At 66.5% G+C, this 13591-nt stretch carries 14 protein-coding genes; 4 read left to right on the top strand and 10 right to left on the bottom strand.

All coding sequences use genetic code 11. From position 1 onward, the window contains the following. Positions 1-132: 132 nt before the first annotated feature. Positions 133-519 (top strand): VOC family protein, encoded by a 387-nt coding sequence (locus L5G28_RS10215; protein WP_237001446.1) that lies wholly within the window; start codon positions 133-135, stop codon positions 517-519. Here L5G28_RS10215 and L5G28_RS10220 read toward each other — a convergent pair. The 4 genes from L5G28_RS10220 to L5G28_RS10235 all read right to left on the bottom strand — a co-directional run bounded on the left by L5G28_RS10220 (position 497) and on the right by L5G28_RS10235 (position 3937). After that, a complete protein-coding gene (locus tag L5G28_RS10220; RefSeq protein ID WP_237001447.1) occupies positions 497-943 on the bottom strand; it encodes a hemerythrin domain-containing protein in 447 nt (148 codons plus the stop codon). The genes L5G28_RS10215 and L5G28_RS10220 overlap by 23 nt on opposite strands. 107 nt (positions 944-1050) lie before the next feature. Then, positions 1051-1674, bottom strand: a complete 624-nt coding sequence (locus tag L5G28_RS10225) for a LutC/YkgG family protein (protein ID WP_236997050.1) — start codon at positions 1672-1674, stop codon at positions 1051-1053. Beyond that, entirely contained in the window at positions 1671-3185 is a 1515-nt protein-coding gene (locus L5G28_RS10230) for a LutB/LldF family L-lactate oxidation iron-sulfur protein (protein ID WP_237001448.1), read from the bottom strand. The genes L5G28_RS10225 and L5G28_RS10230 overlap by 4 nt, the downstream gene beginning before the upstream one ends. Continuing rightward, a complete protein-coding gene (locus L5G28_RS10235) occupies positions 3182-3937 on the bottom strand; it encodes a (Fe-S)-binding protein (protein WP_237001449.1) in 756 nt (251 codons plus the stop codon). The genes L5G28_RS10230 and L5G28_RS10235 overlap by 4 nt, the downstream gene beginning before the upstream one ends. Before the next feature lie 221 nt (positions 3938-4158). On the opposite strand from L5G28_RS10235, the gene L5G28_RS10240 reads away from it, so the two are divergent. Then, positions 4159-4719 carry a DUF6328 family protein gene (locus L5G28_RS10240; protein WP_237001450.1) on the top strand — a complete coding sequence of 187 codons (561 nt, stop codon included), beginning with the start codon at positions 4159-4161 and terminating at the stop codon, positions 4717-4719. 2 nt (positions 4720-4721) lie between these two features. Here L5G28_RS10240 and L5G28_RS10245 read toward each other — a convergent pair whose 3' ends face one another. Then, positions 4722-5600, bottom strand: coding sequence for a sigma-70 family RNA polymerase sigma factor (locus L5G28_RS10245; RefSeq protein WP_237001451.1), 879 nt, complete (start codon positions 5598-5600; stop codon positions 4722-4724). Between the two features lie 78 nt (positions 5601-5678). Between L5G28_RS10245 and L5G28_RS10250 the strand changes: the two genes are divergently transcribed. Further along, entirely contained in the window at positions 5679-6062 is a 384-nt protein-coding gene (locus tag L5G28_RS10250; RefSeq protein ID WP_237001452.1) for a DoxX family protein, read from the top strand. Positions 6063-6214: 152 nt separating this feature from the next. Beyond that, the gene (locus L5G28_RS10255) at positions 6215-7027 is read left to right on the top strand and encodes an enoyl-CoA hydratase/isomerase family protein (RefSeq protein WP_236997056.1); all 813 of its coding nucleotides are present in this window, start codon (positions 6215-6217) and stop codon (positions 7025-7027) included. 16 nt (positions 7028-7043) lie between these two features. On the opposite strand, the gene L5G28_RS10260 is transcribed toward L5G28_RS10255, so the two are convergent. The 5 genes from L5G28_RS10260 to L5G28_RS10280 all read right to left on the bottom strand — a co-directional run bounded on the left by L5G28_RS10260 (position 7044) and on the right by L5G28_RS10280 (position 13577). Then, on the bottom strand, positions 7044-9566 hold the full coding sequence (locus tag L5G28_RS10260; protein WP_237001453.1) for an excinuclease ABC subunit UvrA: 2523 nt from the start codon (positions 9564-9566) through the stop codon (positions 7044-7046). A 113-nt stretch (positions 9567-9679) separates the two neighbouring features. Continuing rightward, positions 9680-10861: an acyl-CoA dehydrogenase family protein gene (locus tag L5G28_RS10265; RefSeq protein WP_237001454.1), complete on the bottom strand. Its 1182-nt coding sequence runs from the start codon at positions 10859-10861 to the stop codon at positions 9680-9682. A 50-nt stretch (positions 10862-10911) separates the two neighbouring features. Next, positions 10912-11214 carry an enoyl-CoA hydratase/isomerase family protein gene (locus L5G28_RS10270; protein ID WP_237001455.1) on the bottom strand — a complete coding sequence of 101 codons (303 nt, stop codon included), beginning with the start codon at positions 11212-11214 and terminating at the stop codon, positions 10912-10914. After that, positions 11211-12824 (bottom strand): AMP-binding protein, encoded by a 1614-nt coding sequence (locus L5G28_RS10275; protein WP_237001456.1) that lies wholly within the window; start codon positions 12822-12824, stop codon positions 11211-11213. The genes L5G28_RS10270 and L5G28_RS10275 overlap by 4 nt, the downstream gene beginning before the upstream one ends. Before the next feature lie 12 nt (positions 12825-12836). Then, entirely contained in the window at positions 12837-13577 is a 741-nt protein-coding gene (locus L5G28_RS10280; RefSeq protein ID WP_237001457.1) for an SDR family NAD(P)-dependent oxidoreductase, read from the bottom strand. Positions 13578-13591 lie beyond the last annotated feature (14 nt).

Raw genomic sequence — 13591 nt, forward strand, 5'->3', positions numbered from 1 at the left:
CGCAGCGTGGGTCTCGCGGCCTGAGACCTAACAAGCTGAGCGCACATCGCTGGTTTGGACAGCGCTCGGATGGGAATCCGAAGAACGGACGATCCGAGACCCGGGTCGTGTCCGTTCCAGGAGAGACGATCAATGTTCGAAGTCGACGGCCCGGCCCCCATTCGCATCGCGACGTGCCACTTCGAGCGGGCCGAGAGTTTCTGGCATCGAGCGCTGGGGTTGGTGTCTCGACCGCGCGGACTGAACCGAGTGGATCTCGTCGACGGCGACGGCTGCACCCGTTTGTTGATCCGCCGGGCTCCCCCTCCCCATCGCCAGCATCCGCGCATCATGATCACGGTCCACGACGCCGCGGATGTGCCGGCTGCCGCGCAGCGTCTCATCGCGCTGGGCGCCTCCTACCCGGAGTCGCATCATCTCTCGCACCGTGGTTGCGCCGTCCTCTACGACCCGGACGGGAACACCATTGAGATCCACACGCGCGCCAGCAGGCGTGTCATCGGTGGAAACCCTGGATGAGTTTGCCGAGCTGCCGCGACTCCTCAACCGCTATCGCGCTGCGGAACTCCGGCCACACCTGCTGTTCCTCGAACGCGATGCGGTCGCGCTCGGCAGAGCTGAAAGCGGTGAGTGCTTCCTCGAACTCGGCGCTCCCCGCCTCCGCGTTCTCGATGGTCTGCAACAGGTCTGTGGCCTTCGCCCCGTGAGACAGAGCGTCATCGGCCAGTCGGTCACCGTCGTCGAGGACCCGGCGGACCGCAGGCCAGAACAGTTGCTCCTCGACGGACCTGTGCTGGGATTCGACGGTCACGAGTTCCACTGCCCGGGCGCGGCGGTCCTCGACGGTTGACGGTCCCGGGCCGGGTGGCGCGTCGAGGACGTCGAGCAGGGCCAGGATTCTCTGATGGTCGTGGCGCAGGTATGTCGTGGCTTCGGTGTTCATTGATCTCCTCCTGGGAGCCGAGAGAGCTCCTACGCCGGGAAGCGTGTGGACTGGAGAACTACCCGGACAGGTGGCAGACCAAACGTGGGTTCGCGTCCGGCTCCGGCTCAGCGCACTATGATCACGTGCAGATTGCGCGGCCCGTGCACACCCTCGACACGTTGCAGTTCGATGTCCGACGTCGCCGACGGCCCGCTGATCATGGTCGTCGGCCGTTCCGGCACAAGACGGCTGATCGCTTCGGGTACGCCGACTTCCACGGTCGACAGATCGACAACGCAGACGTGCAGGTCCGGGACGAGGGTCAGTGCCCGGCGCCCCTGGTCGGGGCCCCCGTCGAGAAAGATGGTCCCGGTCTCGGCGCAGCTGACTCGAGAACCGGTCACCACGCCGTCGAGTGAGTCGAGTTCCGGTGCAGGCACGCTCGCGGAGTCGACGACCACTTCGCCGTCGAACGTCACCAGCCACGACTCATCGAGCCCGGCGGGCACTCCCACCCGGGTAGCGCCCGCCTCCCGCAGGACGCGCGTCACCGTGGCCGCGATCTCCGCGACAGAGCACGGGTGCACTGCCGCCTGGTAGTCGACGAGTCGATCGGTGAGCAGTGCGAGTCGATCATCGTCGGACATCGTTCGCCCGGTCCGGTAGTTCCGGGGGATCTCGTGGTGCGCGGGAGGAGCCAGCGCCAAGGCGTCGCGGAGTCGACCGAGAACCACGTCACGAGACGTCATTCGCCGACCCCCTGGCGTGCCTCGGCGATCTCGCGCCGCCCTTCCGCGGAATCCCACCACTGCCGGGCCGTCTGCTTCGGCGGCGCCGGTATGTCACGCGCGTCGGTCCAGGCGCTCAGCGGCGGAGGGAGCGTCGAGATCTTGCCCTTCCTCCCAGCCATCAGGCGCCCCAGGCCGGCGGCTCGCTGCGCAGCGGTGAACTTCCTGGCCGACGACATCGCGATGGATGCCGCCCGCATCGCCGCGGCCTCCGCGCCGAAGACCGCCTGTTCCACCTTCTGGTGCCGCAGTTCCACCAGGAGTGCCGGGATGTCGATCTTCACCGGGCACGCGTCGAAGCACGCGCCGCACAGGCTGGAGGCGAAGGGCAGCGAGGAATTGGGGTCATGACTGCCGTTCATCCCGGCGAGTTGCGGTGTGAGGACCGCACCGATCGGTCCCGGATAGGTCGAGCCGTAGGCGTGTCCGCCGGTGCGCTCGTACACCGGGCACACGTTGAGGCAGGCCGAACAGCGGATGCAGTTCAAGGCTTCCCGGCCGACCGCGTCGGCCAGCGCTGCACTGCGGCCGTTGTCGAGCAGGACCAGGTGGAAGTTCTGGGGACCGTCGTCGGCTGCGACTCCGGTCCACATCGACGTGTAGGGGTTCATCCGCTCCCCGGTCGACGATCGCGGCAGCAGTTGCAGGAAGACCTCGAGGTCGGCGTACGTCGGCACGATCTTCTCGATGCCCATGACCGTGATCAGCGTCTGCGGCATCGTCAGGCACATCCGGCCGTTCCCCTCCGACTCGACCACACCGAGGGTGCCGGTCTCGGCCACCCCGAAATTGGTGCCGGAGATCGCCACCGGCGTCGTCATGAACTTGCGGCGCAGAAACTTTCGGGCGGCGTCGGCGAGATGAGACGGATCGTCGTCGAGTGCGGGATCGACGCCGTCCATCTCAGTCAAGAAGATCTCCCGGATCTCCGACCGGTTGCGGTGAATCGCCGGGACCAGGATGTGCGAGGGCGTGTCGTGGCCGAGTTGGACGATCAGCTCGGCCAGGTCCGTCTCGTACGCGTGAATTCCTGCCGATTCCAGGTGTTCGTTGAGTCCTATCTCCTGAGTCGCCATCGACTTGACCTTGATGACCTCGTCCGAGCCCGTTTCGCGGACCAGCCGAGTCACGATGTCGTTCGCTTCGACGGCATCGGCTGCCCAGTGCACGACTCCGCCGCGTGCGGTGACGGCGGTCTCGAATTGCTCGAGGAGTTCCGGCAGGCGGTTCATCACGTCGGTCTTGATCGCCGAACCGGCGTCGCGCAGCTGCTCCCAGTCGGGCAGCTCTGCGGTCACCTGCAGTCGCTTCTCACGGATCGTGTGCGTGGCCTTGCCGATGTTGCGGCGCAGCTGGGCATTCGCGAGTTCGTGATGGGCCGCGTCCGGAAACGACTCGCGACCGCGCAGATTTCCCGCGCCTTCCGGCGCGCGTGGGGGAAACGCGGGTGACGGCAACACAACCCGCGTCATGCCGTCACTCCCGCGTGGTTCTCCTCGGACACCAGAATCTCCGCGATATGCACGGTTCTCGTTCCCATCTGGAGGCGTGTCATCCCTCCACCGATGTGCATCAGGCACGACGAGTCGCTCGCACAACAGTATTCGGCTCCGGTGTCGCCGACATTGCGGATCTTGTCGGCGAGCATGGCCGTGGAGGTCTCGGCGTTCTTCAACGCGAAGGTACCGCCGAATCCGCAGCACGAGTCGGCCTCCGGCAACTCGACCAGATCGATGGCGCGCACATTGCGCAGCAGTTGTAGTGGCTTCTCACCGACCCGCAGCATACGGAGCGAGTGGCAGGTGGGGTGGTAGGTGACCCGATGCGGATAGTAGGCGCCGACGTCGGTCAGACCGAGAACGTCCACCAGCAGTTCGGAGAGTTCGTAGGTCTTGCCCTTGACCGTCTCGACCCGCCCGCTCAGACTCGGCGGACCATAGCGTGCGGCGACGATCTCATGCTGGTGGCGCACCGAACCCACGCACGACCCGGACGGCACCACGATCGCGTCGATCGACTCGTCACCGAAGGTCTCGACATAGTTCTCGACCAACGGCAGCGCGTCTGGTTGATAACCGGTGTTCACATGCATCTGCCCGCAGCACGTCTGCCCGGACGGGAACACCACTTCGTGGCCCAGCCGACTGAGGAGCAGCGCGGTGGACCGGACAACGTTGGGAAATATCGTGTCGCCGATACACGTGGCGAACAGGGCGATTCGCATGGGCGTCTCCGAGATTGTCGGGTACTCACCCACACCGTAACGCCGGACCCGAACGATGCGTCGCGGATTCGGCATCGCCTCGAATGGCACCCTCGCGTGCGTGGCCCCGCCCCGCGGCACGGGCCGGTGCGTAGGCGCTACCGAAGTGCGCCGAACCGCTGAGTTCGGGGTGCGAACAGTGGGACGATTGAGGATGTGACGCACGAGGCTGACGCCCTAGCATGAACACTCGCGACGGTGGTATCGGTGACAGGGGTATCGGTGACGGGGGTATCGGTCATGGGGGTACCAGTGATGACGCCGACTGGAACCAGAACGAGCGGGACGAGACGCAGACGCAACGGCTGGACCGGAACTGGAATTCGTTGCTCCAGGAACTCCGAGTCGTGCAGACGGGCGTGCAGATCCTCACCGGCTTCCTGCTCACCCTGCCGTTCCACGACGGCTTCGAAGATCTCGGCGGGGCCCTGCGCGTGGTCTATCTGATCACCGTGTCCTGCGCGGTGGCTGCGGCGATTCTGCTGGCTGCACCGGTCGCCCTCCACCGGGTCCTGTTCCGCCGCCACCAGATCGGCCTGATCGTCGCGTACGCCCACTATCTGTCGTTCATCGGCCTCACCCTGTTGGGGTTGGCGCTGAGCGGCGCGGTCACGGTCGTCTTCGGTGCGACGGCAGGAACCACGTCGGCGGTGATCGCCGGTGTCGCCACCTTCGTCGTGTTCGCCTCAGCATGGCTGGTCCTGCCGTTGTGGCTGCGTGTGACGACCGACCACCAGGACTAGTGCTACCGGTCGCTCACCGGCGCGTCGGGCAGGTCGACGCCGGCAAGGATCGCGGGATCGAGGATCGACGTGATCTCGACCATCCGGCCGCGTTCGACGGTGCAGGCCATGACACTGATCGGCTTTCCGCTTCGGCTCCACGCCAGGATGCCCGGCCGCCCGTTCACGAGGACACCTTCAGCGACGACGCGCGACCGCGCACCCCTGCGCGCGGCGTCGACGACATGGTCGGCACCGACCTGAACCGACTCGCCGCCCGCCGTGACTCGTCGCCACGTCACGTCTGGATCGAGTACGTCGAGCAGCCCGTCGAAATCACCGGTGCGCGCGGCGGCGAGGAACGCGTCCACGACGCGCCGCTGACTCCTCGTCGACTCCTCTGGTCGTGGTGCGCCCTGAACCTTTCGGCGCGCCCGGCTCGTCAGCATCTTGGTGGCGTCGGGCGACTTGTCCAGTATCTGGGCGATGTCAGCGAATGGGATGGCGAAAGTGTCGTGCAGGACGAACGCGAGACGTTCGTCTGGGCGCAACGTTTCGAGGACCACCAGGAGTGCCGAGCCGACGTGATCGGCGAGCAGTGCCGCGTCCTCCGGAGACTCCTCGTCGGCCATGACGACGACCTCGGGCACTCCACGATCGATCGAGACCTCGGGATGCCCAGACCTCGAGCGCAGCGTGTCGATGCAGATGCGGCTGACCACAGTGGTCAGCCAGGCACCGAGGTCGTCGATCGATCCGGCGGCCCTACGAGTCAACCGCAGCCACGACTCCTGAACGGCGTCTTCCGCGTCGGGGCGTGAGCCGAGCATGCGGTATGCGACCGCGATCAAGCGGGGACGCTCCGCGTCGAAGGCGGCTGCGAGTCGGTCGTGGTCGGGCATCTGTTACCTGTCCTCTCTTCGGTTCGTCATTACTCATGACGGTTCTTCACGAACCGACGTAACAATGAAGGAGGTCCTATGAACGTGACACTGTGGATCATGACATCCGTACTCGCCGTTGCGTACACGGTGGGGGCGGCAAGTCAGCTGATGATGTCGAAGGAGCGGTATCGATCCCTCGCCGACAGCCAGCACTGGGTCGACGACTTCGGCGCGGGCCACATCAAAGCGATCGGAGCAGTCAAACTCACCGGAGCGATCGGGTTGATACTTCCTGCGGTGGTCGATGTCGCACCGGTGCTGGTACCGCTTGCGGCGTGTGGGCTGGCGTTGTTCATGGCGGGTGCCGCTACGACACGCTTCCGTCGTAGCGAATGGATGCTGATGGTCGGCGATACCGCGTTCCTGGCCGCGTTCGCCTTCATCGCGTGGGGCCGGTTCGCGTTGTCCCCGTTCGTGTGAACGGCTCGCTGTCGGTCGACTCTCTTGACGAATCCCCGGGGAGAGGGTTCACTGACCCTGGATGAATACATATTCATTCTGAATGAGCGAACGTTCACATCGTGGTGTCGGTGCCAGTCCGGGACCCGTGTGGCGCGACAGGAAGGGCCGTCATGGATTACGCCGACTACAACCAACTCATGTTCGAGCGACGCGAGAACGGCGTCCTCCTCATCACCCTCAATCGGCCGGAGAAGTACAACGCGACCGACGAGGAGATGCACGGCGAACTCGCGCGGGTGTGGCATGACGTCTCGAAGGATCCGGAGACCCGCGTCGTCGTGGTCACGGGCGCCGGGAAGGCGTTCTCCGCGGGCGGCGATCTCGGGATGGTCGAACGCATGGCGGGCGACCACGAGGCGGTCGCCGCCATGCTCGACGAGATGAGCGAGATGGTCTACGGCATCGTCAACTGCGACAAGCCGGTGGTCTCTGCGATCAACGGTGTCGCGGTGGGCGCCGGGACCGTGGTCGGGTTGCTCGCCGACATCTCGATCTGCGCCGAAGACGCCAAGATCGGTGACGGCCACGTGAAGCTCGGTGTGGCCGCAGGCGACCACGCCGCCATCATCTGGCCGCTGCTGGCAGGCATGGCGAAATCCAAGTACTACCTGTTGACCGGCGAGATGGTCACCGGCGCCGAGGCCGAACGCATCGGTCTGGTGTCCAAGGCACTCCCCCGCGATCAGGTGCTGGACGAGGCGTTGCGCGTAGCCGACGTCCTCGGTTCCGGGTCGCAGAAGGCCATCAGGTGGACCAAGCGCGCACTCAACAGTTGGATTCGCGACGCCGGGCCCATCTTCGATCAGTCCGCGGCCTACGAGATGTTGTGCTTCATGACCCCGGACGTGGTCGAGGGGTACACCGCGCTGCGCGAGAAGCGCGCTCCGGTGTTCCCGTCTGCGCGGGCACGTTCCGCGGAGTGATGGAGCGCCCCGGTCGCTACCGCACGCGCGCGAGGAATCCGCCGGTCACGCTCTGCGGGTTCGCAGCGACCTCGTCCGGAGTGCCGACGGCGACCACACGGCCGCCGTCGGCGCCGCCGCCGGGCCCCATGTCGATGACGTAGTCCGCGTTGGCGATGAGGTCGAGGTCGTGCTCGATCACGATCACGGTGCCGCCCTGGTCGACGAGGCGCTGCAACACCCCGAGCAGGGTCCGGACGTCCAGCGGATGGAGTCCGACGGTCGGCTCGTCGAAGACGAAGAGCGTAGCGTCCTGGCGACGGCCGAGGTCGGACACGAGCTTCAACCGTTGCGCCTCCCCACCGGACAGAGCGGGCGTCGCCTCCCCCAACGTGAGATAGCCGAGTCCGACGTCGCGGAGTGCCGTCAACTTGGTGCGGATCGACGGCAAGTCGGCCACATGCGGGTATGCATCGTCGATCGGCAGGGCTAGTAGATCGGGCAGCGCTAGTAAATCGGGCAGGGCGGCATCGCTGTCGCCGGCCGCCGACCTTCTCTGGTAGGCCTGTGCCCGCGGCGCATACCGACGTCCGTGACACTCGGTGCAGGCGATGTCGACGTCGGGCAGAAACTGGACGTCGAGTGATATCTGACCGGTGCCCTCGCACCGCGGGCACCGCAGCGAGCCGGTGTTGTACGAGAAGTCCGACGCGGTGAGCCCGGCCTCTCGCGCCGACTCCAGCCGTGCGTAGGCGCGTCGAAGATCGTCGAGGACACCGGAATACGTCCCCACCGTGGAACGGACGTTGATGCCTATCGGGGTCGCGTCGACGACGTCGATCTTCTCGATGCCTGCGGCGTCGAGCCCGACGACATGCGCGGGAGCCGTGCCCTCAAGCGCCGGTACGAGACTCTCGAGGACGAGGGTCGTCTTCCCGGATCCGGAGACCCCGGTCACCGCGGTGAGTCGCCCCTTCGGGATCGCCACGTCGAGGCGGTGGACCGTGTGGACCGGCGTCGTGCGGATGGCGAGCGCACCGTTGCCGAAAACATCTGCCGCAGCACATTTCTCCCGCACCACGACCTCCTCTGATCCGGTGAGGAAACCACCGATCCGGGTATCCGCGGCCGCGCTGACCTCCTCGACGCTCCCCTGCGCGATCACTCGCCCGCCGTCGCTGCCCGCGCCCGGGCCGATCTCGACCAGGTGGTCGACCCCACGCAGCACCTCCGGGTCGTGATCGACCATCACGACGGTGTTGCCGCCGGCCACCAGATCGTCGAGGACCCCGCGCAGGCCGACCAGGTTCGCCGGGTGCAGTCCGATGGACGGCTCGTCGAGTACGTACAGGACGCCCGTCGTCTCGTTGCGGACGGCGCGCGCGAGCTGCACACGCTGGCGTTCGCCGGTCGAGAGCGTGTCCCCGGCGCGGTCCAGGGTGAGATAGCCCAGACCCAGGTCGACCAGACGTCGTGCCATCCCGAGCAGTGTCGACACGAGAACCTCGGTCATCGGTGCGAGTTCGGGCGGCAGTGCCGCGGGAAGGGCACGCGCCCAGTCGACGACGTCGTGCAGCCCGAATGCGGTGACCTCGGCCAGGTTCTGGCCGTCGATTTGCGGGGCGCGAGCCGCGGCCGACAGGCGGGTGCCCGCGCAGTCCGGGCAGGTGTGCTCGGACAAGAAGCGGCTGACGCGGGTGAGGCGCTTCTCGGTGTCGGCCCGTTTGAGCTCCTCCGTGATCGTCAGACGCGCGTTGCGGAAGGTGAAGTCCAGATCGTGGACGCCCTTCTTCGAGGTGACGGCGATGTGCTTCTTGACCTCCGGCCCGTCGAGGACGATCTGTTTCTCGTTGTCGGTGAGGCGGCACCACGGGACGTCGGTGCGCACGCCCATCTCGCGAACGATCTGCGGCTGGACGCGAAACCCGTAGACCTGCCACGGGATCACCGCGCCGTCGTCGATCGACTTGGTCACGTCGGGGACGAGCGTGGCGTCATCCACGAGTCGGACGGAGCCGAGGCCTTCACAGGTGGGGCAGGCTCCTCCAGAGTTGAACGCGAGCGCCTCGGCCCCCGGGGCTAGGAAACTCACCCCGCACTCCGGGCAGACGATCGGCACTTCGGCCGCGGCGTTGAGCGTCGGCGCCTGGCGGTGGCCGTTCGGGCAGACGTGCCCGGACAGCCGCGAGAACATCAGACGGAGGACGTTGAGGAGTTCGGTTGAGGTGCCGAACGTCGACCGCGGCCCCGGCAGCGGAGGCCGCTGTCGCAGCGCGAGAGCAGCCGGGACATGCGAGACCGCGTCGACGTCGGCCCGCGGAGCCTGTCCGATCCGTCGGCGCGTGTACGTCGACAACGCTTCGAGATACCGCCGGGAGCCTTCGGCATACAGGACGCCCATGGCGAGCGACGACTTCCCCGATCCTGACCGCCCGGCCACGCCGACCAGACGGCCGAGCGGAATGTCGACGTCGATGTCGCGCAGGTTGTGGACCCGCGCACCGCGGACCTCGATGACGGTCGGCGCCGTGCGGTCAGCTGAAGTCGATCGATTGTCCACCACAGTGGTCCAGCATGGCAGCCATCGCGGCGACGAGCGCGCCGTTGTCGAAGATCTCGGTGCCCGTCGAACCGATCAGCGTCATAATGTTCAGATAGCGGTAGGTCGTGCGGTCAGCGATACGCGCCCTGTCCGGTGACCGCCTGCCCGATGATCAGCTGGTGCACTTCGCTCGTCCCCTCGTAGGTGAGGACCGATTCGAGGTTGTTGGCGTGGCGCATGATCGGGAAGTCCAGGGTGATGCCGGCTGCGCCGAAGACGGTCCGGCACTCCCGTGCGATCGCGATCGACTCCCGCACGTTGTTGAGCTTGCCGAGGCTGATCTGTTCGTGCCGGAGAGTCCCGGCGTCCTTCATCGCACCCAGATGGGCGGCCAGCAGCATGCCCTTGCCGAGTTCGAGGGTCATGTCGGCGATCTTGGTCTGCGTGATCTGGAACGACGTGAGCGGACGGTCGAAGATCTCACGGTCGTTCGCGTAGCCGATCGTCGCGTCGAGGCAGTCGCGGGCGGCGCCGATCGAACCCCACACGATCCCGTACCGCGCCTCGTTCAGACACGACAACGGCCCACGCAGTCCGTCCGCTTCCGGCAGCATCGCCGAGGCGGGCAGGCGCACGTTGTCGAGAACGAGTTCGCTGGTCACGGACGCACGCAAGGACATCTTGTGCTTGATAGGCGGTGCCGCGAATCCCGGGGTGTCGGTCGGCACGACGAACCCGCGGACGCCCCGTCCGCTGCCGGTCTCGTCCGTCTGCGCCCATACGACGGCGACATCGGACACCGAGCCGTTGGTGATCCACATCTTGTTGCCGTTCAAGATCCAGTCGTCGCCGTCGCGACGCGCACGTGTGCGCATCCCGGCGGGATTCGACCCGTGATCGGGTTCGGTCAAGCCGAAGCAGCCGATCGCCTCGCCTGCCGCCATGCGCGGCAGCCACTCCTGCTTCTGCGCCTCGCTCCCCCACTTCCAGATCGCGAACATCGCGAGCGAGCCCTGCACCGACACGAGCGAACGCAGACCCGAGTCGCCTGCCTCCAACTCCAGGCAGGCCAGTCCGTAGGCCGTGGCGGTCGTGCCCGCGCAGTCGTACCCGTCCAGATGCATCCCGAGGACACCGAGGGCGCCGAGTTCGAGAGCGAGCTCTCGGGCCGGGATCTCACCGGCCTCGTACCAGTCGGCGATGTGGGGTCGCACGGAACGGTCGACGTACTGGCGAACCGTGTCGCGTATGGCGATCTCCTCGTCGGAGAACAGGTGGTCGACGGAGAACAGTTCGAGCGGGGTGGTGACCATGGGAATCCTTTGCCGTGTGTGGTCAGACGAATGCAGAGACGCGCCGGCGCTCAGCGACCCGTCCATTCGGGAGCGCGTTTGCCCAGGAACGCAGCGGCGCCCTCGGCTTTGTCCGCAGTCGTGTACTGCAACGACTGCGCGAGCCGTTGGGTGCCGCCCGCGGCGAACGCCTTGTCGCCCGCGCCCGTGAAGACGACGCCGCCGATCGTGTCGTCGCCGCGGATCTGGTCGAGGACGGCCGCGAGGTCGGTCTGGACCTGCGCGTTGATGGCGTTACGGACGTCCGGCCGGTTCAGCGTCACGGTCGCGACTCCGTCGGTCGCGTCGACTGTGACGGTCTCGTAGTCGGTCACTCGACAAACTGCTTGCGGAGTGCGAACTTCTGGATCTTGCCGCTCGCGGTGGTGGGTAGCGTCTCGAGCACCTCGAGGCGCTCGGGCCAGTAGTGTTTGGCCAGGCCCTTCGACTTCAAGTAGGCGGTCATCTCCTCGAACGCGAATCCGTCGGCGACGAACTCGTCCTTGAGGACGACGCACGCACATGCCCGTTCCTGCAGGCGTGGATCCGGGACGCCGACGACGGCGACCTTCGCGATCTTCGGATGTTCGTAGAAGACGTTCTCGACGAAGGCGACCGGGATGTTCTCGCCGCCGCGGATGATCACGTCCTTGGTGCGCCCGGCGATCTTCAGGTAGCCGTCGCCGTCGATGGATCCGAGATCGCCGGTGTCGAACCAACTTCCGTCGAATTCCTCCAAGGTTTTGGCGATCCGGTGAAGGTAGCCGACGAACAGCGACGGTCCGCGGACTTGGAGCCGGCCTTCGACGTCCGGGAGCGTCGGCGCTCCGTCGAGGTCGACGGTCCGGATCTCCATCCCCGGCCACGGATAGCCGTCGGTGTTGATCACCTTGTCGTCGGGGTCATCGGGGATGCCGAGGGTGACCAGTGCGTTCTCGGTCTGCCCCCACCCGCCGAGCACCACCAGGCTCGGCAGTTTCGCTCTGGCCGTTGCGACGACCGCGCGCGGGATCGGCGCCCCCATGCAACAGAACAGTCGCAGGCTGGAGACGTCGTGTGTGGCAAGACCTTTGGCATCGATCAGGTCGTGCAGGAACGGTGTCGCCGCGGACGTGTACGTGATCGAATGCTCGGCGACCAGTGCGCAGAACTTCTCCGCGTCCCAGACGTCCTGCAGGACGCACGTCGCGCCGTTCTGCACGTTCAGCCGTGCGCCGTAGAGAAAGCCGGTCAGGTGAGCAAGGGTCGACGCGATGTGGAACACGTCGTCGGAGGTGATCGACAGACGGTCCGGAAGCGGGAGGTTCGCGGCGGTCAGCGTGTTGTGGGTGTGCATCACGCCCTTCGGCTCGCCCGTGGTGCCCGACGTGAAGATCAACAGCGACACCTCGTTCGCGTCCGGCCGAAGCGCGGCCAGCTCGCGACGATCCCGTCGCTCCTCCCACGGGGTCGCCATGAACTCGTCGTAACTGTCGCCGACGACCAGCGTGTGTTCGACCGTCGGAAGGCGATCCGCCATGTCCGCATACATCTGCGGGTAGTCGAAACCACGGAACGACGTCGGGATCACCAGCACCTTAGACTCGGCGAGCGCGATCATGAAGCCCACTTCGCGTTCGCGGTAGATCGGAATCAGCGGGTTGCTCACCGCACCGATGCGGCTGGCCGCGTAGTGCACGACCACCCATTCGATCCAGTTCGGGAGTTGGAACGACACCACGTCGCCGGGAGCGACGCCGAGCTCGAGCAAGCCGAGCGCACAACGGTCGACCTCGTCGCGCAGGTCCGCGTAGGTGATGGCGCGGTGGGCGTCGACGAACGCGATTGTGTCGGGGGCGGCATCGGCGACCTCGTCGAGCCAGTCGGTGATGACGCGCCCCCGCCAGAAGCCGTCGCCGGTGTGCTGGTCGATCAGGTCCGCGGTCAGAATCGTCTCGAAAGACATGAGGTTCTCATCTCAACTCATGGACAGGCCGCCGCTGACGCTGACGGTCTGGCCGGTGATGAACGACGCCTCGTCGGAGGCGAGGAACGCGACGGTGTTCGCGAGGTCTTCGGGCTGGCCGAGACGTCGCAGCGGGATGGCCTTCTGTAGAGCGGCACGCAGCTTCTCGCCGCCCATCGAAGCGAACAGCGCGGTGTCCGTCGGGCCGGGGCAGACGCAGTTGACGTTGACCTGCGCGCGGGCCATTTCGCGGGCGGTCGACTTGGTGAACGCGATCACCCCGCCCTTGGCTGCCGAGTAGACGGCTTCGCCGGAGGAGCCGACCCGGCCCGCGTCCGACCCGAGGTTGACCACGTGTCCGGAGCCCTGCGCGGCCATCATCGGCAGGACCCTCCGGGACGTGTTGAGCACGCCGAACAGGTTGATGTCGATGATCCGCTCCCATGTCGCCGGTTCGGACTCGATGAACGGCTCGGCCTTGTCCCAGCCCGCGTTGTTGACCAGGATGTCGATGCGGCCGAAGCGGTCGACGGCAGTGTCGACCGCGGCGTTCACCGACTCGCGGCTGGTCACGTCGACGGGTAGGCCGATGCTGTCGCCGCCCAGCGACGCCGCGGTCGCTTCTGCGGTCTCGGCGTTGACATCGGTGACGACGACGGTGGCGCCTTCGGCGGCTAGTTTCGCGGCGATGGCGGCGCCGATGCCTTGGCCTGCGCCGGTCACGAAGGCGATCTTGTCTGCGAGCTTGCTCATGGTGGATGTCCTTT

Origin of the sequence: Gordonia liuliyuniae, from assembly GCF_021739025.1 — a bacterium.
In the GTDB taxonomy this organism is placed as follows: domain Bacteria; phylum Actinomycetota; class Actinomycetes; order Mycobacteriales; family Mycobacteriaceae; genus Gordonia; species Gordonia liuliyuniae.

Excerpts from the sequence above, each read along its gene's own strand:
- L5G28_RS10255 (WP_236997056.1), top strand. The coding sequence starts at position 6,215 with ATGGATTACGCCGACTACAACCAACTCATGTTCGAGCGACGCGAGAAC.
- L5G28_RS10245 (WP_237001451.1), bottom strand. The coding sequence starts at position 5,600 with ATGCCCGACCACGACCGACTCGCAGCCGCCTTCGACGCGGAGCGTCCC.
- L5G28_RS10240 (WP_237001450.1), top strand. The coding sequence starts at position 4,159 with ATGAACACTCGCGACGGTGGTATCGGTGACAGGGGTATCGGTGACGGG.
- L5G28_RS10250 (WP_237001452.1), top strand. The coding sequence starts at position 5,679 with ATGAACGTGACACTGTGGATCATGACATCCGTACTCGCCGTTGCGTAC.
- L5G28_RS10265 (WP_237001454.1), bottom strand. The coding sequence starts at position 10,861 with ATGGTCACCACCCCGCTCGAACTGTTCTCCGTCGACCACCTGTTCTCC.
- L5G28_RS10235 (WP_237001449.1), bottom strand. The coding sequence starts at position 3,937 with ATGCGAATCGCCCTGTTCGCCACGTGTATCGGCGACACGATATTTCCC.
- L5G28_RS10275 (WP_237001456.1), bottom strand. The coding sequence starts at position 12,824 with ATGTCTTTCGAGACGATTCTGACCGCGGACCTGATCGACCAGCACACC.
- L5G28_RS10220 (WP_237001447.1), bottom strand. The coding sequence starts at position 943 with ATGAACACCGAAGCCACGACATACCTGCGCCACGACCATCAGAGAATC.
- L5G28_RS10280 (WP_237001457.1), bottom strand. The coding sequence starts at position 13,577 with ATGAGCAAGCTCGCAGACAAGATCGCCTTCGTGACCGGCGCAGGCCAA.
- L5G28_RS10230 (WP_237001448.1), bottom strand. The coding sequence starts at position 3,185 with ATGACGCGGGTTGTGTTGCCGTCACCCGCGTTTCCCCCACGCGCGCCG.
- L5G28_RS10215 (WP_237001446.1), top strand. The coding sequence starts at position 133 with ATGTTCGAAGTCGACGGCCCGGCCCCCATTCGCATCGCGACGTGCCAC.
- L5G28_RS10225 (WP_236997050.1), bottom strand. The coding sequence starts at position 1,674 with ATGACGTCTCGTGACGTGGTTCTCGGTCGACTCCGCGACGCCTTGGCG.